The following is an 18,214-nucleotide window of genomic DNA, read 5'->3' as shown; positions in this document are numbered from 1 at the left end:
AGTGCCGGCTCAGGTGGCGAGGGTCTAAGGCACCAGGACCCAGTGCCGCACGTACCGGTTCCTTCGCGGTGCCCGGCGAGGAGGTGTCGGAAGAGCGGCCGACCCCACCGAGGCGAACGTCTTCGAACTGGCCGACCTCGTCCCCGTACGGCTCAGCGCGCTGATCCTGGTGGCGACCTTCGCGAGCCTGCGATGGGGCGAGGTCGCGGCACTGCGGCGGATGGACCTGGACCTGAACGCGGGCCCGTCAGTGTTCGACAACAGCACGTCGAGTTGGACACGGGCGAACTGGTCGTCGGGCCTCCCAAGTCCGGTGCTGGACTACCGACGGTGGCGATCCCGGAGGCGATCATTCCGGCGCTGCGTCCAGCATCTTGACCAGTTCACCGAGTCGGACCCGACCGCGCTCGTCTTCACCGGGGCCAACGGCGGCATCCTGCGGCGCAGCAACTTCCGGCGGGCCGCCAAGTGGAGCGGGGCGACCAAGAAGCTCGGCGTCCCCGGGCTCCACTTCCACAATCTTCGCCACACCGGGAACACGATCGCGCTCAGTGCCGGGCTTCCCTCCGCGACCTGATGGCACGGATGGGACATGACAGTGTGCGCGCCGCGATGATCTACCAGCACCGCACGGCGGAGGCGGACAAGGGCATCGTCGACGCGATGAATTGCAAGATCGAAAAGGCCAAGATCCAGAACTAATGGCATGTTAATGGCACGAAGCCCCGTAGCAAGATCACTACGGGGCCTGTTTTCGCTGGTGGGCGGTACTGGGTTCGAACCAGTGACCCCTCGCTTGTAAGCCAACCCAGGAAGGGGTAGTACCAGCCCGGACACTCGCCCTGCACATACAGACCGATTCGACCTGGTGCTTCGTGTTCGTTGCCTGTTTGAATCGCCCACCGTGGGCCATGAGTGTTCAGCGGTTTTCGCTGTCGTCGTCACGCAGTTAGTCACGCAAGGTCGGCCCAGTCCTCGGTGACCGTATCGCCGCTAGCCAACTTCAGTCGGCTCCGTACCCGCCCTCCGTGAACCGTGGACCCACAGCAGGGGAGCTCTGACCGGTCCCAACGCGAGCAGGGTATCGAACTGCCCCGACCGAAGCGCCTTGGAATCCCGTCGAGCCAATGGTCCGGAGCCATGTAAAGCTCCCTGATGTACGCTCACGATCACGGCTCAATTCCGACCCTGATGTCCATGCTGACTTGGGAGGATTCCATTGGTCCGCAGCATCAAGCTCCTGCCCTTCACCTTCGGTTCCGCACCGTGACCAAGGAGAAGGGACGAGACGACCCCGACGACTTCTCGGGGATCAGCCTCGGCGGCATGGCCTTCATATTGACCGTCATGGCCCTGAGACACCCTTGGCAGTCGCTCAAGGAACTGCTCAGGGCGGTCCGTCGACTGGGCCGCTGGGCGCTCAGGCTCGCAATGGCCCCTGCCGCACTGGTGGCCGCAATCGTGTTGTCGCGCCGAAGGGATCGGCGTCCCACCTTCGAGGACTACCTGCATGGACTCGACGAGGAATGAGACCACTCGTGACCGAGATCTTCCTCCGGACCGCCTGGTACAACAACCGGCGAAGGCGCTCGGCGACCGAGAACCCACCTCAGGGCACATCAAGGTCTCCACCGAAGCCGGGGCGGTTCAGCCTACGAATATCGGCTTGTTAGGGTGACCGAACTGGCTGCGTGAAACCGGGTGTCCACGCTCCGGGGGAAAGCTCCCGCGCGCGACGCGCGAGACGGGTTTGCCGGTCTCCTTGACGATGCGCACCGCTCCAGCCCGAAACTCCGCATCAACCCGGCGCCTCGTGGTACCTGCCACGACCAAACCTCTCCCGGTTCGGTCTCCACGCTAGGAGGGGAAGCGCACAGTCGGACCTCACCAGCGATCAGATCGAAACCTCGTCGGTCAGCGAGAGCACGGCGCGCGGGCGGAGGACCATGAGCGAGTCCTCCAATGCCGCCACCATGGCAAAGGGGAATCGGTCGAGTTCAAGACAGAGTGCGACGTCATCAGGGTGGGCTCCTTGGCGCACGCCCTCCGCCAACTCGGCGGCGGCGCGTGACTCGCCGGCGCGGCGGAGGAACTCAGATGCATCCGCCCCGGCCCCGGCGGCCCGCTGGGCGATGTATTGGGCGCACGCCAGATCTTCATCGGCGCGCCCGTCGTCGCCGGTGACCACGAACGTGACGCTGCCGCACTCGCGTGTCCGCAAGAACCGAGCCGTTGCCTCCGCCACCACGAAGCTGGCGCACAGCACCAGCGACGCCTCCTTGACCGCAAGTGCGCCGACCGTCCCTGCCGTGGTCTTCTGCACAACGGTCCGTCCGCCAAGGTCGACAGACCGCAGCAGGCCCGGCGAGTTGACGGTGTCGAACCCTGTCGCCGGCGGACCGTCTTTGAGCGCCACCCAATCCGGGTGGCGAGCCTTGAGCGCCAGGGCTTCGTCCAGCGACTCGGCAAGAACGATCTTTTCCGCTCCCTGGGCGAAGACCCAGGCAGCCACTGTGAAGGCACGCATGACGTCGACTACGACCGCCGCGGACGGGGCTTCGACCAGCTCAGCGATAGCAAGGAAACGAGTCTCCATCCGGTCATGATCGCGCATGCCTGACCGAAGCACCCAGACAGTGACACGCATTACTTCGACCGTCTCGGAATGCGACATCTCCTGCTGCCTGCGTCTCGAAAGCAGAGCGCAACGATATGCCTGCTCAATTGCCGCATGCGTCACCCGCACACGGTCTCTGCGGGCACAAGGCACACCGCGCTCACGCACGACGCCGGGGCGGAACCTCCACTCCGATGATCCTGCTCGCCACCTTCGCGAGCCTGCGCTGGGGCGAGGTCGCGGCACTCCGGCGGATGGACCTGGACCTGAACACGGGCACCGTCAGCATTCGGCAACAGCATGTCGAGCTGGACACGGGAGAACTGCTCATCGGGCCGCCCAAGTCACGAGCCGGTGTCCGGACAGTCGCCATTCCTTCGGCAATCATCCCCGCGCTTCGGGATCACCTCGACGACTTCACCGATCCAGAGGACGACGCCCAGATCTTCACCGGCGCATGGGCCGGCACCCTCAGGCGAAGCAACTTCCGCCGGGCAGCCGACTGGACGAAGAACACGAAGAAGGTCGGCTTCCCCAGCCTGCGATTCCATGATCTCCGCCACACCGGCAACACGATCGCGGCCAGCTCGGGCGCGACCCTCCGGGACCTCATGGAGCGGGTGGGACACGACTCCGTCCACGCCGCGATGATCTACCAACACCGCACGGCGGAGGCCGACCACAAGACCGCGAACGCCATGAACGGCAAGATCACAGAAGCCCTGCCAAGCCACGCGAGCGATCCATGAGCAAGATCACCTGCATCGGCTAATGGCACGTTAGTGGCACGAAGCCCCGTAGCACGATCGCTACGGGGCTTGTTCTCGCTGGTGGGCGGTACTGGGTTCGAACCAGTGACCCCTCGCTTGTAAGGCAACCCAGACGGGGGCGAGATCAGCCCCGATAATCGCCCCCACCTGCGGAAATGGTCCTCAACCGTCCACCGGTGTATGCGGCCGTCCACGGCGATAGTCACCCAGTCCGCGGCGGTTACGCCGCCCGCCACTCATCCCCCACACACGCCTCCTGGTGGAACCACCAGCCGGCTGCTTCGCCTTCATCGAGGAGTGCTTTCACGGCGGATAGGTCCGCGTCAGGCGGCACGCTGAGCGCGACGAGGGGGAACTCCGCGCTGTGCTCCTCGGCTCCGATGCCCAGCGGGGCGAAGACTTCATGCACTGCCACAGCAGTGGCCTTCGGCCCACCAGGGGCAGGCAGGACCAGGATGGTGCATGTACCAGACCACTCGACTCGTTCGACGACCCAGCGGACGCCCTGCGGATCCGTGGTGAAACGGACCAAGTCCCCCTCGGCTGCGCCGTCGACAAAGAACGGCACGTTGTTCACCTGGGCAACGTCGACGTCGACCAGCGTCGCCCATACGCCTTCACGGTCGTACTGCGGCCACCCTTCACGCGGCACGAACCTGTACCAGACCTTCACCCGGTCTTCGGCCTCGGGCAGATGATTCTCGGGCGGCAACGCACCCGTCATGGGGAGACATCCTCATCGGGCTTGACCACGTAGATGCCCATGCCCTGCACGGTCTCCACGAGACCTTCATCCTTGAGGACTTGCACGGCTTTCCTGAGGGTGTCGCGGGCGACGCCGAACTCTGCCTCCAGCTCGACCAGGCTCGGAATCCTGCGACCGGGCGGGATCTTGCCGGCCTTGATGCGCTGGCGTAGCGCGTTGGCGATCTGCCTGTAAGGCGGAATCGGCGCGTCCCTGTCGATCATGTCGGAAGGCTATGTGGCCAGCCATAACAAGCCATAGCTACCCCAGACGCTAGACGGGGGGAGTACAGTACACCTCTTTTAACCTGCTTATATGCTGCCCACTTCCCCGGACATTCCCGAGTTCGAAACCTGGATCAGCGACGCAGGGCGGTTCCGCGGCCGTCATCGGTCCACAGGACGGGAGATCACTGCGGACTCGGAAGGCGGCCTCATCCTCGCGGCGTGCGCAGCCCGGATCGTGTTCGCGTGGCAACGCGCTGAGCAGGAACACGGTGGCACCCAAGGAGACCTCCGGTGACGGCAGCACCACCTTGGAAGCCCGGCACGGGCGCCGCCGAACGCCGCGATGAAGCAGTACGCCGCATCCTTGCCGGAGAACCAACCGAGATCGTGCGGAAGGAACTAAAGCTCGACACATATGACAGCCGCGTGATCGCCGACCATGTCCGAACCCTCACAGCGGACACAAGACGTGCGGCCGCTCTGGCGCGCCTACGCTCCGGCGAGATGAATGACTCCGTGCGGTCGGATCTCAGACTCGGCCCGGGGGACGTGGAAGTCGTCGCCAGCCAGCTGCGTGAGACACATCCATGGCTGGCCGCGATCATGTTCGGTGACGACGATTGGCAGGACTGCCCGGGAGTATCCCCGCATCCTGCATCGCCGCAGGCGGGGCGCGTGGCACTCTCCTAGTGCAATGACTCCCCCGGCGATGGACGCTCAATCGAGCACACCTGCATGTGCGTGATGACAGTCTACGAACTCATGTCGTACGGCGGGATCTACAGAATCCGACGCACCACCGAACGGCGAGACATCTCGTCGGTGTCATACACAGGATGGTGGAGTCGCGGCGACGCCTACATGTGGTGGGCTCGGCTCCTCGCCGGCCTCGCGCGCTAGTGACCAGACGCTGAGACTCCGGCCCGTCCTGCATGGGCGACCGCAAGCCGCCCCGAAGCGCACAAGCACGCCGCCCACCTACGCCGTGCAGGTCCGCTCCAACCCCCGGGCAACGCACCCACACGCGCCCTGGCATCTCCACGACACCTGAACTCCGGATACAAGGGCTCGGCGACTACGCCGTGAGTCATATCCAACTGAGCCGTTCCTCCAGCAGCGCCTGCTGGGCGGGATTGGCGGTCAACTTCAACGCGCGTTCGTCGGCCTGATGGGCCTCCTGGGGCCGTCCCAGGGCGCGCAACAGCTCGGCGTGAGTGGCATGCAAAAGCGGATAGCACTCCAACACGTCCGCAAGATCCTTTAACTCGCCCAATGCAGCTTCCGGTCCCTTCACGTATTGCAGAGCGATCGCGCGGTGCAAACGTGTAACCGGGGAGGGCGCCAGGTACAGCAGCATGTCGTAGAGCACGACGATCTGCGCCCAATCGGTGTCCTCCCAACGCTGCGCCTCGGCATGACAGGCCACGATCGCCGCCTGCACCTGATACGGCCCTGGCTGGCGGTGTCTGCGTCCCGCCCGGATGAGCAGAGCGGAGGCCGCCTGGATGGCTTCGTGATCCCACAAGGAGCGGTCTTGATCGGGCAGAAGAACCAGGCGTCCGCCGGTGTCAAAACGGGCCTCTCCGCGCGCCCGGTGTAATCGGATGAGGGCCAGCAGGCCGATTACCTCCGGCTCGTCGGGAGCCAGGCCCGCCAGCAGCGCGGCCAGCCATTCGGCGTCGTCGACCAGGTCCCGGGCCTGTGCGCGCTCTGCCGTGCTGGACAGGTAGCCCTCGTTGAACAGCAAGTAGATGACGGCCAGCACCTCCCTCAACCGCCCGGGTAAATCCCCAGGAGTCGGAATCCGGTAGGGAATCCCGCCTTCGGCGATCTTCTTCTTGGCTCGGGTGATCCGCTGCGCCACCGTGGTCTCCGGCACCACGAATCCGGCGGCGATCTGTGCGGTGCTCAGTCCGCACACCACCCGCAGCGTCAAAGCGATCTGCGCCGACCGCGACAGCGCCGGATGGCAGCACGTGAAGATCAGCCGGAGTCGTTCATCCGGTCTGGGTGGGACCGGCCACTGCAACTGGGCCAACTTGGCGCGGTAATTGGTTTCCCGGCGCAGAACGTCCAGGCCACGGCGGCGGGCCACAGTGAACAGCCAAGCGTCCGGACGATCCGGGACTCCCTCGACAGGCCACCGCTGCAACGCCGCCTCGATCGCGTCCTGCACCAGGTCCTCCGCGGCGGAGAAGTCGCCTAGCAGGGAGACCAGGGAAGCGGCCAGCCGGCCCGCATGCTCGCGCACCACGCGGGCCAGCACCTCATGCGACACAGGCTCGTACACCAGCTAGCTCACGAGGCGGGGCGGATCTCCACCACAGGGCAGGCTGGCCAAGACCTGGCGACCTTCAGGGCCTCATCGAGGTCGGCGACCTCGATTTCGGCGAATCCGCTGACCACCTCCTTGCCCTCCACGAACGGCCCGTCCGTGATGACCGGCTCTCCGGCGCCCTGCAACCGCATCGTGGTGGCCGTGTGCACCGGAGCCAGGTGAGTGTGGTGGGTGATCTTGTCGGCGTGCTCGGCGAACCATCGGCCCACAGCTTCGAACGCCGCGTCCCGCTCCAGCTCGCCCATGGCCTGCAACTCCTTGGCGAACTGCTCTGTCTCAACGAACATCAGCACGTACTTCACGTCGTTGGCCTCCTTGTGTCTGTCCAGCCTGGGTCTGATGAGTGGGCGGGTCGTGTCACATGGACGGCAGAGCCGCATACAGGTCGACGCCGTTTCCGTCCGGATCCAGCACCGTGGCGTACCGCATGCCCCAGAACGCATCGAACGGCTCGCCGAGCGCCCGATACCCGGCCTGGACCAGCTCGGCGTACTTGGCGTCAACTTCGGCCGGGGCAGGGAATTCGAAGCAGAGCAGGTTGCGCGGACCCCCGGTCGGACGGGTCCAGCCCGGCAGGAAGGGCGTGCGGAAGGCCTCGGTATCCAGCATTACGTGGAACCCACCCGGCAGATCGCAGGCGGCGTGTTCGGGCGAGTGGGGGTCGATCTTGAAGTCGAGCCCCAGGTGGGCGTAGAAGGCGATCGCCGCTTCCATGTCGGATACCACGATGTCGATCGTGTTCATCGTCGGGGTCACGAGGTACTCCATTTCTCCGAATCATCGGGCAGCGATCCTGTGCTCCGCAGCTATCGACTTGCGCCTGAGTCGTGCGCCAGTTGTCACCGCGTATCCCTCGTTCGACAGACCCTGCCCTTCCCGTTTACCAGCAAGACGATCGGCGGGCCGGCCGATACGACAACCCCCCGCAGAAAGTTGCGGAACCCTTCGCCAGCGCCGACATGGCCGCTCCCGTTGGCGGTACCCCAAACCTGTTCATCCTGCTCGCTGTGACGTCGGGGGTAGCTTCTACCTTTGCCCGGAGCACGCCCAAGCCCAAGCCCAACGACCTGATCACCTCGTATGCCGTCGCCCCACCGCGAAGCGGCAGCAGACCGAGGACGGAGGGTCAAGCTCGGCCTCGCGTGTACCTGGTTCCCGGTGACTTTCCACCCTTGCTGGTTGCCCTGCCTGCATGGCCGCGCTTGAGCCGGAGAACTCGGTCTACTGGGCTTGGCCGCCCGGCACATCGCGGCAGAACGCGAGCCCGAATGACCCCAACCGACCACCCCCAAGATCGGCGGCTCTACCGCGTCAGCGACGCCATGCGCCTACTCAGCCGCAGCGTGATCTACGAACAGATCCGATCGGGCCGTCTGTGCTCGGTCACCCAAGGCCGCGCCCGGCTCATCCCGGCCTCGGCCATCACCGAATACATCTCCCTACTCGAACAGGAGGCGAAGAAGGCATCATGACCACCCGACAGCAAAGGAGACGGCGGTCTGCACTGGGACGAACAGCGGGAACGCTGGATCGCTTCGGTGACGCTGGGCTACACCCCTCTGGCAAGCGCATCGTGAAGAAAGCCAGCGGTAGGACCCAGAAGGAAGCCAAAGACAAGCTCAGAGACATCATCCGCGATCACGAGGACGGCCTGGCCATCGCCCCGACCAACTACACGGTGACCAACGCCGTGCGGTACTGGCTTGAGCATGGCCTGGCCGGTCGCTCGTCGACCACTGTCCGCATGTACACCTCATTCGCCGAGACGCACGTGATTCCAGCGCTCGGGGCACGCAAGCTCCGAGATCTTTCCGTGGAAGACGTCGACAAATGGTTGGTCGGCAAGCGGGCCGAGCTCAGCACGCGCTCGCTCAAACTGATCCACGGCATCCTGAACCGCGCGGTCAAGAGCGCGATGCGGCGCGACAAGATCAAACGGAACGTCGTCGATCTCTGCGAGATCCCTGAGGGGCGTGAGGGGCGCCCATCCAAAGCGCTCACGCTGGCGCAGGCTCAGGCCATCGTGGACACCACTGCGGCTGGCGGTCCCCGAATGCGGGCGTACATCGTCCTGTCGCTATTGATCGGTGCTCGAACCGAGGAACTTCGCGCGCTCACCTGGTCGCACGTCGTGGCCTTCGGAGACGAGCGTCGGGCCTGGCTCCCTGTCCGGGAGATCGGCTGGGATCACCAAGAGTTCGCGATCTACGTCTGGCGTTCCGTCCGGCAGAAGGGCGACACCAAGACCGTGAAGTCACGGCGCTCCCTCAAGATGCCTCGATTGTGCGTAGAAGCGCTCCAAGCGCTTTGGGAGGAACAGCAGTCCACGCCTGCGGAATCCGATCTCGTCTTCCGGACCAGGAACGGGACCGCGCTCACCGCGCACAACGTACGGCGCGACTTCCGGAAGATCCTCGACGCCGCCGGCCTGTCCGGCAAAGACTGGTCCCCACGCGAAATGCGGCACAGCTTCGTCTCGCTGCTGTCAGATTCCGGCGTCCCGATCGAGGACATCTCCCGTCTCGTCGGCCACCGGAACACGGTCGTCACCGAGACCGTCTACCGCAAGCAGATCCGCCCGGTCCTCATGCAGGGAGCCGAGACCATGGATGACCTCTTCTCATGAAGCGACCTGGGATCACAGGGAGGAGGCATCATGTCGCGGTGAACATATTCCGGCGTTGGCAGGGTCGCATACGTTTCTACGGCGATTGCCCCGCATGTGGCCACGACTGGCGTGAGCATCCTGGGGGGCGCATTCGATGAAGATGATGCGTCACCCTGCGGAGAGTGCCTATATGAGATCGAGCACGGCGAGCCGGACGCGCCCTCGGAAGCATGTAGATTGCCCGCTCCTCCCCCGACCACTGGCGATCCGTGAGCAAGGCGATTCCATGCCGGGCGCTGCCATCAGATCGGCACACCTCATGCCCGCCGGCCACCAGAACACGGTGGTCACCGAGACCGTCTACAGCAAGCAGATCCGTCCGGTGCTCATGCAGGGTGCCGAGACGATGGATGACTTCTTCTCCCGATAGTCACTCAGTTCGTCACTCAGCCCGGGAAAACAAGATCAGAGAAGGTGCGTTTTGCCTGGTGGGCGGTACTGGGTTCGAACCAGTGACCCCTCGCTTGTAAGGCGAGTGCTCTACCGCTGAGCTAACCGCCCCAGACGGGATTACACCTTACGACACCGGGACGCCTTTCAGCACATCGGGAGATCCGTCCGTGTCTCCCGACGCCAGATCGGGATCCGGGTACCGCGCGCCGTTCGCGTTGTTCCGGGGCTCGCCGCCTACTTCGCGCCGTTCGCGTTCCGGGCCCCGCCTCGCCGTGGCGGGGCCACGTCCGGAGCGCGACGCCCGCGACGCTAACGACCGCCCAGCAGCGTTTCCGTGGCCCAGCCGGCGCCCGCGTCGGGCACACCGGCCGCCTGCCAGCCGAGCAGCGCGGCGCCGAGCATTCCCGCCTGTACGCCGAGAGACGCCGGACGAAGCTCCGGGGGCTCACGGAAGGTCAGCCGCGCGGCCAGCCGTTCCCTGAGGGGCTCGAACAGGGCGGGCCCCGCCTCCCCCAGCCCTCCGCCGATGACGACCAGCGACGGGTCGAGCAGCAGCGTGTACGACGCCAGCGAGATCGCCAGCGCCTCGATCGCCTCGTCGAAGACCTCCCGCGCCGCGACGTCGCCGGACAGCGCCAGCTCCACGACCTCCTTGGCGGTGGCCGTACGGCCGGAGCGTCGCTCGAAGCGCCGGGCCACGGCGGAGGCGGACGCGTAGGTCTCCAGGCAGCCGACCTGGCCGCACGCGCACTTCTCACCCGAGGGCCAGACGGGCGTGTGCCCGATCTCGCCGCCCCATCCGTGCGCCCCGCCGTACGGCTCGCCGCGGACCACGACGGCGCCCGCGATACCGGTGCCGATGGGGAGGAAGAGGAAGTCGGCGGCGTCGCGCCCGGCGCCGAACACGCTCTCGGCCAGCCCTCCGGTGCGTACGTCGTGCCCGAGCCGGGCGGGTGCGTCGCCGGGCACGAAGTCCTCGGCGGGCACGTTCCGCCAGCCGATGTTGGCGGAATAGACGGCCGTGGAGGAGGTGACGATGCCCGGTACGGCGAGACCGACACCGGAGGGCTCCTCACCGAAGCGGGAGACTCCGTGCCCGGCGAGCTCGCCCACGTAGGCGCGGATGGCCGCGACAACGGCCGCCGCCCCGCGCTCACGTTCCGTCGGGCGTCCCTCGAAAGGGGTCACCTCGCCGGAGCTCGTGACGAGCCCGCCCTTCATCGACGTACCGCCCACATCGAGCGCAACGACGTAACTCACTCGGACATCGTCGTCACCGGAGGACGATTCGCCAAATCGGGCAGATCAGGAACGTCCGAGGACACGGTTCAGCGCCGCCTCGACCTCGGCGGACAGGTCCGGCGAGCCGGCCGCGGAGACCAGCGACTCGCACGACCGCGCGAGCCGTACGGCTCCGCACGAGCGGCACTCGACCTCCCCGAGGCGGCAGATCAGCGCGGTGGAACCGCATGAGACGCACGCGTCGAGATCGAGGTCGTGCGCACGCTGGCAGTCCGGGCAGACCAGAACCTGCGCCTCGTGGCGCACCCCGCGTTTCCAGGGACTCGCGCCACGAACCGGATCGGTCTGCCGGGCCCCGCACCGGTAGCAGGGCATCTTCGCCTCCCGTAAGGCAGGGTCACAGATGTGTGAGCACCTTCTGGTACTCGGTGACGTCACGCGCCGACCCGATCGCGTTCACGATCTTCCAGCGGATGACGCCCTCGCCGTCGATGATGAAGGTCCCGCGCAGCGCGATCCCCTTCTCCTCATCGAACACACCGTACGCCCGGGCCACCTCACCGTGCGGCCAGAAGTCCGAGAGCATCGAGAACGTGTACCCCTCCCGGTCGGCCCAGGCCCGGTGGGCGAAGACGGAGTCGACCGACACGGTCAGCACCTCGACGTCGCCCTCGGCCGCGGGGACGAGCTCGTCACGGATCGCGGACAGCTCGCCATGGCACACGCTGGTGAACGCCAGGGGATAGAAGACGAGCACCACCTTGCGGCCCTGGAGGTCGGAAAGCCTGACGGGAGCGCCGTGCTGATCCTGGAGCTCGAAATCCGGAGCCCGGTCCCCGACTTCTACCGACATGCGCCGCCTCCCCTGGCCTGATCGCACATCATCCTGCCGTACGGCACCGCCGGGCCGTACGGCAGGGCGCCGGCGTCAGCTCAGCGGCGGGCCTTCGGAGCGACCAGCCGCGTTCCCGACCAGTCCCGGGCGGCGCTGATGCTGCTCGTCTGGGAAAGTCCGGCGGTCGTCGCGTCCTCACCGATGTCACTGGGCTCGACATGGCCGTCCCGGCCCGCCTTGGGGGTCAGCAGCCAGATCTGGCCTCCGTCGGCGAGTGCGGTCATGGCGTCGCTGAGGGCGTCGAACAGATCGCCGTCGCCATCGCGCCACCACAGCAGCACCACGTCGACGACGTCCTCGTATTCCTCGTCCACCAGCTCGTTGCCGGTCAGCTCCTCGATGGACTGGCGCAGTGCCTCGTCGCAGTCCTCGTCCCAGCCGACTTCCTGCACCACCTGACCGGCTTTGAGGCCGAGTCGTTCGGCCAGGCCGCGCTCGCCCTGCGCCTGACCCGCGGTCGCGCTCACGTGTATCCCTCCTGCTTGGGTGACCCCGCCTTGTAATGCGGTTGTCCGGCTCACTGAGAGCCATGCTTCGGCACAGTCCACACGCTGTGACCCACCGTCGTCAACGGTCGCCACGACCGGCGCCCCGCACCGTTATCTATGAACCCGACAAAAACGACAAACGAACACGCCGGTCGGGGTTGTCCACGTTGAGATCGACAAGGGACACCGACTGCCAGGTGCCCAGCGCGAGCCGGCCGTCCAGAACCGGAAGCGTCGCGTACGGCGGAATGATCGCGGGCAGAACATGGGATCGCCCATGCCCCCGGGAGCCGTGCGCATGCCTCCAGCGGTCATCGGCCGGAAGCAGATCCCCCAGAGCCGCGAGAAGGTCCTCGTCACTGCCCGAACCGAGCTCGATCAGCGCGACACCCGCCGTGGCGTGCGGCACGAAGACGTGCAAAAGCCCGTCTCCTCCGCACTCACGCGCGAACTCCGCGCACTCCCGAGTGATGTCGTGCACCCGCTCGCGCGTGCCGGTACGCACCTCGATCTCCATGGATCTCACAGCGCGATATTACGATCCCCGCTGAGCTGGGACGACGACCGCGTCCGGGCCGGGGAACACCAGGCCGGTGTGTCCGTCGTCGAACCTGACGACGTACGGCGGCTCGCCACCGGGCCCGCGTACCTCGATGATCTCGCCGCGCTTGTCATGCTCTCCCACGACGGTCCCATGCACCAGGAGCCGGTCACCCACCGTTGCCTGCATCTCGATTCCTCCCTCTCTCCAGAGCCTGATACGGCTTTCGCCCGCAGGGAAGGGGAGTAACCCATCCCCCGCAAGAGGGAGGAACAACGCATACCGAAACGTTACGCTCCCCCGCCGCGACGCACGGGACGGATGGCGGCCGGTTACGTCGCGGTCACCGCGGCGCGCCCCGACGGCCACCGGCGTACGCGCCGTACCGGTCACTGGAAGGAGCGGTGACCGGCGGAAGGAGCAGAGAAGAGAGGTGTGGACCGACGGGCGGGACGGAGCCGTGCGTCCGGTTCGGGGCTGTGCTTGGATGGCACATCACGCCCCGCGCGGATCCGCCTTCTCCCTCGGGAAAAGGCCCGGTCGCGCACGGGCGGTCGGCCCCGCGATCGGGGCACGCTGGGAAGTCTGTAAGAATCGTCCTACCATCGGTGGTCTAGGCCATATATCCCTGCCTGCCAGCAGGGACATCCTGGTTACCCGGCAGTAGAGATGCACTTTCCGGGGCAAGCGGCCAGGATGGAAGTGCCTAGACAAGACATAGTCCATCCTCGGAAGGCGAGACCCAGTGGCTTCCGGACGCCAGCGCTTCTCGATCATCAGTGACGGCCTACCCAGCCAGTTGCCTGATGTCGACCCGAGCGAGACCAGGGAATGGCTCGAATCGCTCGACAACGTCATCAAGACGGAGGGCCGCACCCGTGCCCGCTATCTGATGCTCCGACTCCTGGAGCGGGCCCGTGAGCACCAGGTCGGCGTGCCCGGCCTGCGGAGCACGGACTACATCAACACGATCCCACCTGAGCGGGAACCCTGGTTCCCCGGCGACGAGTACGTCGAACGCCGCATCCGGGCCTACATCCGCTGGAACGCGGCCGTCATGGTCACCCGGGCCAACGCCCGCACCAACGTCGGCGGCCACATCGCGACGTACGCCTCCGCGGCCTCTCTGTACGAGGTGGGCTTCAACCACTTCTTCCGCGGCAAGGACCACGGCGAGTCGGGCGACCAGGTGTTCATCCAGGGCCACGCGGCTCCGGGGATCTACGCCCGCGCCTTCCTGGAGGGCCGCCTGTCGGCCCCCGAGCTGGACGCGTTCCGCCAGGAGCTCTCCCACGGGATCAAGGGCCTGCCGTCCTATCCCCACCCGCGGCTCATGCCGGACTTCTGGGAGTTCCCCACGGTCTCCATGGGCCTCGGCCCGATCGGCGCGATCTACCAGGCGCGGTTCAACCGCTACCTGCTGAACCGCAAGATCAAGGACACCAGCCGCAGCCACGTGTGGTGCTTCCTCGGCGACGGCGAGATGGACGAGCCCGAGTCGCTGGGCGCGATCGGCCTGGCCGCGCGCGAGGAACTGGACAACCTCACCTTCGTCATCAACTGCAACCTGCAGCGGCTCGACGGCCCGGTGCGCGGCAACGGAAAGATCATCCAGGAGCTGGAGTCATACTTCCGCGGCGCCGGCTGGAACGTCATCAAGGTCGTCTGGGGTCGTGACTGGGACCCGCTGCTCGCGGCCGACGTGGACGGCGTCCTCGTCAACCAGATGAACACCACGCCCGACGGCCAGTTCCAGACGTACTCCGTCGAGACGGGCGAGTACATCCGGGAGCACTTCTTCGGCAGCGACCCCCGCCTGCGCAAGATGGTCGAGCACCTGTCGGACGACGACATCCGCAAGCTGTCGCGCGGCGGTCACGACTACCGCAAGGTCTACGCGGCGTTCAAGTCGGCCCGCGAGCACGTCGGCCAGCCGACCGTCATCCTCGCCCAGACCATCAAGGGCTGGACTCTCGGCAAGGACTTCGAGGCGCGCAACGCGACGCACCAGATGAAGAAGATGTCCAAGGCCGAGCTCAAGGAGTTCCGCGACCGGCTCTACCTGCCCATCCCGGACAAGGACCTCGAGGGCGACCTCCCGCCGTACTTCCACCCCGGCGAGGACAACGAAGAGATCGCCTACATGAAGGAGCGCCGCGCCGCGCTCGGCGGTTTCCTGCCCAAACGGCTGACCAGGGCCAAGGCCCTCAAACTGCCCGGCGACGACGTCTACAAGCAGCTCGCCAAGGGCTCGGGCAAGCAGAACGTCGCCACCACCATGGCCTTCGTCCGGCTGCTGAAGGACCTCATGCGGGACAAGGAGATCGGTCACCGGTTCGTGCCGATCATCCCCGACGAGGCGCGCACCTTCGGCGTGGACGCGATGTTCCCGACCGCCAAGATCTACTCGCCGCACGGGCAGACCTACGAGGCGGTCGACCGGGAGCTGCTGCTCTCCTACAAGGAGTCCACCGAGGGCCAGATCCTGCACGAGGGCATCAGCGAGGCCGGCTCGATGGGCTCGGTCCTCGCCGTCGGCTCCTCGTACGCCACGCACGGCGAGCACATGATCCCGATCTACATCTTCTACTCGATGTTCGGGTTCCAGCGCACCGCCGACCAGATGTGGCAGCTCGCCGACCAGATGGGTCGCGGTTTCCTGCTCGGCGCGACCGCCGGCCGTACGACCCTTAACGGCGAGGGCCTCCAGCACGAGGACGGCCACACGCCGCTCATCGCCTCGACGAACCCGGCCGTCGTCTCCTACGACCCGGCCTGGGCGTTCGAGATCGGGCACATCGTCAAGGACGGCCTGCGCCGGATGTACGGCGACGCCCCGGAGAACATCTTCTACTACCTGACCGTCTACAACGAGCCGTACCCGCAGCCCGCGGAGCCGGCGAACGTGGACGCCGAGGGCATCCTCAAGGGTCTGTACCTGTTCGCCCCCGCCCCCTCGACCGGGGGGCCGAAGGCCAACATCCTGGCCTCCGGCGTCGCCGGTCCGTGGGCCCTGGAGGCGCAGCGTCTCCTGGCGGAGGACTGGGGCGTCGACGCTTCGGTCTGGTCGGCCACCTCGTGGGCGGAGCTGCGCAGGGAGGCCCTCGCCGTCGAGGAGCACAACCTGCTCAACCCCGACGCCGAGCAGCGCGTGCCGTACGTCACCCGGAAGCTGTCCGAGGCGCAGGGCCCGTTCGTGGGCGTCAGCGACTACATGCGGGCCGTCCAGGACCAGATCGCCCAGTGGGTGCCCGGTGACTGGAGCTCGCTCGGCACGGACGGCTTCGGCCTGTCGGACACGCGTTCGGCCCTGCGCCGCCACTTCCACGTGGACGCCGCGTCGATCACCCTGGCGGTGCTGACCCAGCTCGTACGGCGTGGCGAGATCAAGGCCGAGGTGCTGCGCGAGGCCATCTCCCGCTACCACCTGAAGAACGGCGTGACCGAGGTCGGCGCTCCCGCGGAGAGCAACGACATCCAGTCGATGGGCGTATAACGCCTGAGCGTCTCCGGGTTCGCGTCGGCGGACCCGCCTGCCGGGCCCCCGGACTTCCTGTCCGGGGGCCCGGCGTGTTCACGGCTTCACGGCTTCACCGCTTCACCGCTTCACCGCTTCACCGCTTCACGGCTTCTCGGGGCCGACGAACAGGATGACCTGATCGTCGGTTCCGGCCAGCGCGTCGTGGACGTACCACTCCGGCTTCACCTGGTCACGGGTGAGCCCGTCGGGGTAGGGCCGGTCGGATCCCCTGAACACATAGCGGTACAGGACGTGAGTGATCTTGCGCTCCTCCAGGGCGGCCCACGCCTCGGCCACCGTGTGGCCGGGGACGTCCGGCAGCCCGACGCCCTCACCGGGCACGTCGCCCGGCCCCTCGTCGTACATCTCGCCGGGACGGGCGGCCCGGCCGAACACGATGCGTGCGTGTCCCTTGTAGTCCATCGGGACCTTGACGCCGACCCCGCAGACCTCGCTTCCGCACCTGCCCTCGGCGAGGATCGTCTCCAGGTGGCCACCCTCCGCGGTCTCCATGAAGACGAGCGTTCCCGCCCTCCGCGGCGACACGGGCGCCAGCGTGAGGTCGATGTCCATCCCGTACGCCGCGAACTCCTTCTTGTAGCGCGCCGGATCGGCGACCGGATCGTTGACCGTGACGACGAGGGAGTCGCCCTCCTTCCGGAAGGACAGCGCGGCGGCCTCGGCGCGGTTCGGGCCGACGGACACCGGGCCGACCCGCTGGTCGGGTTCCGCGACCGACACCGCGATCATCGCCGCGGTGGCCACGGTGACGGCCAGGGGGATGCCGACGAGCAGCCGCCGCCGGCCGGACCAGCCGGGCCGTACGGACGTCGGGACGTCGTCTGGCGTGGTCTTCATGACGCGCTCGGCCAGGTCGTCCCTTGTCTGGCGGCTCACCATCGCGGCGGCCTCCTCTTCAGTGATCGGGTTGAGTCGTTCGATGTTCATGCGGCGCCTCCTTTCGACGCGGGTGCGGCTCGCCCGTCGCCCTCTTTCAGGCGTTCGCCCTCTTCTTCGTGTTCGCCCTCTTTCTCGCGCCCGCCCAGTGCGCCCAGTGCGCTCAACTCGCGGGCGAAGCGACGACGCGCGCGATACATCCGGATCCGTACGGCATTGCGGGAACAGCCCAGGACGACGGCGATCTCGCCGAAGTCCAGGCCCTCCCAGCCGGCGAGCGCGAGCACCTCCCTGTCCTGTTCGGGGAGGCTCCGGAAGGCCGCGGCGACGGCGGCCTGGTCGGCGGCGCGCTCAGTGTGGCGATGGGCGTGCGCGAGCTCCCCGCGCAACCTGTCGCTCAGCGCCGTACGCCGCCGCGCGCCCCGGTGCAGGTTGGCGAGGGCGCGCCGGGCGACGCCGAACAGCCACGGCCGGGCCCGGTCGCCGTCGGGGACGTCGTCGAGGCGCCTCCAGGCGACGAGGAACGTCTCGGCGAGGACGTCGGCCGCGTCATGGCCGTTCTCCGTCCGCCGGAGGAGATAGGCGAGAACCGCGTCGTGAGACGTCCGGTAGATTTCCTCGAAGCGGTGTCTTCTCGTGTCGGGTGGCCCCAACAGCGCTCTCCTTTCGCGGCACGCCGTAGCGTCGCTCCTCGATCTGACACCCTCCACGTGTCCCGCACGCCGCGGAGCATTTCAGGGGACGGGAAGCATTTCAGGGGGAGACGGCCGGTCAGGTGACGCCGCCGGCTCCGCGCCGCTCGGCCTGCCCGGCTCGGGCGCGTTTCGGCCGGTCTTCCGCAGGCGTCCGTGTCACTTGCGCGCGCGCCAAGTC

22 protein-coding genes and 2 tRNA genes are annotated in these 18,214 nt (G+C 67.0%); 8 read left to right on the top strand and 16 right to left on the bottom strand.

The window, feature by feature from the left end:
* Window positions 1-169 precede the first annotated feature (169 nt).
* Window positions 170-577 (top strand): site-specific integrase, encoded by a 408-nt coding sequence (locus AB0I59_RS04115; RefSeq protein ID WP_358129815.1) that lies wholly within the window; start codon window positions 170-172, stop codon window positions 575-577.
* Between the two features lie 620 nt (window positions 578-1,197).
* Window positions 1,198-1,530, top strand: a complete 333-nt coding sequence (locus tag AB0I59_RS04110) for a hypothetical protein (RefSeq protein WP_358129813.1) — start codon at window positions 1,198-1,200, stop codon at window positions 1,528-1,530.
* 364 nt (window positions 1,531-1,894) lie between these two features.
* On the opposite strand, the gene AB0I59_RS04105 is transcribed toward AB0I59_RS04110, so the two are convergent.
* A complete protein-coding gene (locus tag AB0I59_RS04105; RefSeq protein WP_358129810.1) occupies window positions 1,895-2,614 on the bottom strand; it encodes a 2-phosphosulfolactate phosphatase in 720 nt (239 codons plus the stop codon).
* Between the two features lie 197 nt (window positions 2,615-2,811).
* Here AB0I59_RS04105 and AB0I59_RS04100 point away from each other — a divergent pair, with 197 nt between their 5' ends.
* Entirely contained in the window at window positions 2,812-3,366 is a 555-nt protein-coding gene (locus AB0I59_RS04100; RefSeq protein WP_358129807.1) for a site-specific integrase, read from the top strand.
* 79 nt (window positions 3,367-3,445) lie between these two features.
* Here the strand turns inward: AB0I59_RS04100 and AB0I59_RS04095 are convergent.
* From AB0I59_RS04095 to AB0I59_RS04085, 3 genes are all read right to left on the bottom strand, one after another.
* A tRNA-OTHER gene (locus AB0I59_RS04095) sits at window positions 3,446-3,530 on the bottom strand.
* Window positions 3,531-3,607: 77 nt separating this feature from the next.
* Window positions 3,608-4,111, bottom strand: a complete 504-nt coding sequence (locus tag AB0I59_RS04090) for a DUF4265 domain-containing protein (RefSeq protein ID WP_358129805.1) — start codon at window positions 4,109-4,111, stop codon at window positions 3,608-3,610.
* On the bottom strand, window positions 4,108-4,356 hold the full coding sequence (locus AB0I59_RS04085) for a GntR family transcriptional regulator (protein ID WP_358129802.1): 249 nt from the start codon (window positions 4,354-4,356) through the stop codon (window positions 4,108-4,110). Before AB0I59_RS04085 ends, AB0I59_RS04090 begins: the two co-directional genes overlap by 4 nt.
* Window positions 4,357-4,650: 294 nt before the next feature.
* Between AB0I59_RS04085 and AB0I59_RS04080 the strand changes: the two genes are divergently transcribed.
* Window positions 4,651-5,049: a hypothetical protein gene (locus tag AB0I59_RS04080; RefSeq protein WP_358129800.1), complete on the top strand. Its 399-nt coding sequence runs from the start codon at window positions 4,651-4,653 to the stop codon at window positions 5,047-5,049.
* A gap of 397 nt (window positions 5,050-5,446) precedes the next feature.
* Here AB0I59_RS04080 and AB0I59_RS04075 read toward each other — a convergent pair whose 3' ends face one another.
* From AB0I59_RS04075 to AB0I59_RS04065, 3 genes are read right to left on the bottom strand one after another with little or no spacing between them, the layout of a single operon-like run.
* On the bottom strand, window positions 5,447-6,649 hold the full coding sequence (locus tag AB0I59_RS04075; protein ID WP_358129798.1) for an RNA polymerase sigma factor: 1,203 nt from the start codon (window positions 6,647-6,649) through the stop codon (window positions 5,447-5,449).
* Window positions 6,650-6,657: 8 nt separating this feature from the next.
* Window positions 6,658-6,999 (bottom strand): YciI family protein, encoded by a 342-nt coding sequence (locus tag AB0I59_RS04070; RefSeq protein WP_358129795.1) that lies wholly within the window; start codon window positions 6,997-6,999, stop codon window positions 6,658-6,660.
* A 55-nt stretch (window positions 7,000-7,054) separates the two neighbouring features.
* Complete coding sequence (locus AB0I59_RS04065; protein WP_358129792.1) at window positions 7,055-7,465, bottom strand: VOC family protein; 411 nt, start codon at window positions 7,463-7,465, stop codon at window positions 7,055-7,057.
* A gap of 500 nt (window positions 7,466-7,965) precedes the next feature.
* On the opposite strand from AB0I59_RS04065, the gene AB0I59_RS04060 reads away from it, so the two are divergent.
* The 3 genes from AB0I59_RS04060 to AB0I59_RS04050 all read left to right on the top strand — a co-directional run bounded on the left by AB0I59_RS04060 (window position 7,966) and on the right by AB0I59_RS04050 (window position 9,735).
* Complete coding sequence (locus AB0I59_RS04060) at window positions 7,966-8,169, top strand: helix-turn-helix domain-containing protein (protein ID WP_358129789.1); 204 nt, start codon at window positions 7,966-7,968, stop codon at window positions 8,167-8,169.
* Window positions 8,166-9,323 carry a tyrosine-type recombinase/integrase gene (locus AB0I59_RS04055; RefSeq protein WP_358129786.1) on the top strand — a complete coding sequence of 386 codons (1,158 nt, stop codon included), beginning with the start codon at window positions 8,166-8,168 and terminating at the stop codon, window positions 9,321-9,323. Before AB0I59_RS04060 ends, AB0I59_RS04055 begins: the two co-directional genes overlap by 4 nt.
* Window positions 9,324-9,591: 268 nt before the next feature.
* The gene (locus tag AB0I59_RS04050; RefSeq protein WP_358129783.1) at window positions 9,592-9,735 is read left to right on the top strand and encodes a hypothetical protein; all 144 of its coding nucleotides are present in this window, start codon (window positions 9,592-9,594) and stop codon (window positions 9,733-9,735) included.
* A 56-nt stretch (window positions 9,736-9,791) separates the two neighbouring features.
* On the opposite strand, the gene AB0I59_RS04045 is transcribed toward AB0I59_RS04050, so the two are convergent.
* The 7 genes from AB0I59_RS04045 to AB0I59_RS04015 all read right to left on the bottom strand — a co-directional run bounded on the left by AB0I59_RS04045 (window position 9,792) and on the right by AB0I59_RS04015 (window position 13,113).
* Window positions 9,792-9,866: transfer RNA gene (locus AB0I59_RS04045), tRNA-Val, on the bottom strand.
* Window positions 9,867-10,067: 201 nt separating this feature from the next.
* Window positions 10,068-11,018 (bottom strand): ROK family protein, encoded by a 951-nt coding sequence (locus tag AB0I59_RS04040; RefSeq protein ID WP_358129781.1) that lies wholly within the window; start codon window positions 11,016-11,018, stop codon window positions 10,068-10,070.
* A 45-nt stretch (window positions 11,019-11,063) separates the two neighbouring features.
* Window positions 11,064-11,375 (bottom strand): hypothetical protein, encoded by a 312-nt coding sequence (locus tag AB0I59_RS04035; protein ID WP_061257428.1) that lies wholly within the window; start codon window positions 11,373-11,375, stop codon window positions 11,064-11,066.
* Between the two features lie 22 nt (window positions 11,376-11,397).
* Entirely contained in the window at window positions 11,398-11,853 is a 456-nt protein-coding gene (locus AB0I59_RS04030; protein ID WP_358129777.1) for a peroxiredoxin, read from the bottom strand.
* Window positions 11,854-11,933: 80 nt separating this feature from the next.
* Window positions 11,934-12,362 (bottom strand): DUF3052 domain-containing protein, encoded by a 429-nt coding sequence (locus AB0I59_RS04025; RefSeq protein WP_061257426.1) that lies wholly within the window; start codon window positions 12,360-12,362, stop codon window positions 11,934-11,936.
* Window positions 12,363-12,498: 136 nt separating this feature from the next.
* The gene (locus AB0I59_RS04020; protein WP_255707514.1) at window positions 12,499-12,900 is read right to left on the bottom strand and encodes a secondary thiamine-phosphate synthase enzyme YjbQ; all 402 of its coding nucleotides are present in this window, start codon (window positions 12,898-12,900) and stop codon (window positions 12,499-12,501) included.
* A gap of 18 nt (window positions 12,901-12,918) precedes the next feature.
* Window positions 12,919-13,113, bottom strand: coding sequence for a DUF1918 domain-containing protein (locus AB0I59_RS04015; protein ID WP_061257425.1), 195 nt, complete (start codon window positions 13,111-13,113; stop codon window positions 12,919-12,921).
* Between the two features lie 556 nt (window positions 13,114-13,669).
* Here AB0I59_RS04015 and aceE point away from each other — a divergent pair.
* Entirely contained in the window at window positions 13,670-16,420 is a 2,751-nt protein-coding gene (gene aceE / locus AB0I59_RS04010; protein ID WP_061257424.1) for a pyruvate dehydrogenase (acetyl-transferring), homodimeric type, read from the top strand.
* A 126-nt stretch (window positions 16,421-16,546) separates the two neighbouring features.
* On the opposite strand, the gene AB0I59_RS04005 is transcribed toward aceE, so the two are convergent.
* Both AB0I59_RS04005 and AB0I59_RS04000 read right to left on the bottom strand, forming a co-directional pair.
* Window positions 16,547-17,392: a hypothetical protein gene (locus tag AB0I59_RS04005; protein ID WP_358129772.1), complete on the bottom strand. Its 846-nt coding sequence runs from the start codon at window positions 17,390-17,392 to the stop codon at window positions 16,547-16,549.
* Complete coding sequence (locus AB0I59_RS04000; RefSeq protein ID WP_358129769.1) at window positions 17,389-17,994, bottom strand: RNA polymerase sigma factor; 606 nt, start codon at window positions 17,992-17,994, stop codon at window positions 17,389-17,391. The genes AB0I59_RS04005 and AB0I59_RS04000 overlap by 4 nt, the downstream gene beginning before the upstream one ends.
* Window positions 17,995-18,214: the final 220 nt, after the last annotated feature.

Origin of the sequence: Microtetraspora glauca (assembly GCF_040656155.1) — a bacterium.
GTDB classification, from domain to species: Bacteria; Actinomycetota; Actinomycetes; order Streptosporangiales; family Streptosporangiaceae; genus Microtetraspora; species Microtetraspora glauca.
Note: the sequence above shows the minus strand (reverse complement) of the source record. Positions and strands in the feature narration are given on the sequence as shown.

Excerpts from the sequence above, each read along its gene's own strand:
- AB0I59_RS04110 (WP_358129813.1), top strand. The coding sequence starts at position 1,198 with ATGCTGACTTGGGAGGATTCCATTGGTCCGCAGCATCAAGCTCCTGCC.
- AB0I59_RS04105 (WP_358129810.1), bottom strand. The coding sequence starts at position 2,614 with ATGCGCGATCATGACCGGATGGAGACTCGTTTCCTTGCTATCGCTGAG.
- AB0I59_RS04100 (WP_358129807.1), top strand. The coding sequence starts at position 2,812 with ATGATCCTGCTCGCCACCTTCGCGAGCCTGCGCTGGGGCGAGGTCGCG.
- AB0I59_RS04090 (WP_358129805.1), bottom strand. The coding sequence starts at position 4,111 with ATGACGGGTGCGTTGCCGCCCGAGAATCATCTGCCCGAGGCCGAAGAC.
- AB0I59_RS04085 (WP_358129802.1), bottom strand. The coding sequence starts at position 4,356 with ATGATCGACAGGGACGCGCCGATTCCGCCTTACAGGCAGATCGCCAAC.
- AB0I59_RS04065 (WP_358129792.1), bottom strand. The coding sequence starts at position 7,465 with ATGGAGTACCTCGTGACCCCGACGATGAACACGATCGACATCGTGGTA.
- AB0I59_RS04060 (WP_358129789.1), top strand. The coding sequence starts at position 7,966 with ATGACCCCAACCGACCACCCCCAAGATCGGCGGCTCTACCGCGTCAGC.
- AB0I59_RS04055 (WP_358129786.1), top strand. The coding sequence starts at position 8,166 with ATGACCACCCGACAGCAAAGGAGACGGCGGTCTGCACTGGGACGAACA.
- AB0I59_RS04050 (WP_358129783.1), top strand. The coding sequence starts at position 9,592 with ATGCCGGGCGCTGCCATCAGATCGGCACACCTCATGCCCGCCGGCCAC.
- AB0I59_RS04035 (WP_061257428.1), bottom strand. The coding sequence starts at position 11,375 with ATGCCCTGCTACCGGTGCGGGGCCCGGCAGACCGATCCGGTTCGTGGC.
- AB0I59_RS04030 (WP_358129777.1), bottom strand. The coding sequence starts at position 11,853 with ATGTCGGTAGAAGTCGGGGACCGGGCTCCGGATTTCGAGCTCCAGGAT.
- AB0I59_RS04020 (WP_255707514.1), bottom strand. The coding sequence starts at position 12,900 with ATGGAGATCGAGGTGCGTACCGGCACGCGCGAGCGGGTGCACGACATC.
- AB0I59_RS04015 (WP_061257425.1), bottom strand. The coding sequence starts at position 13,113 with ATGCAGGCAACGGTGGGTGACCGGCTCCTGGTGCATGGGACCGTCGTG.
- AB0I59_RS04005 (WP_358129772.1), bottom strand. The coding sequence starts at position 17,392 with ATGAACATCGAACGACTCAACCCGATCACTGAAGAGGAGGCCGCCGCG.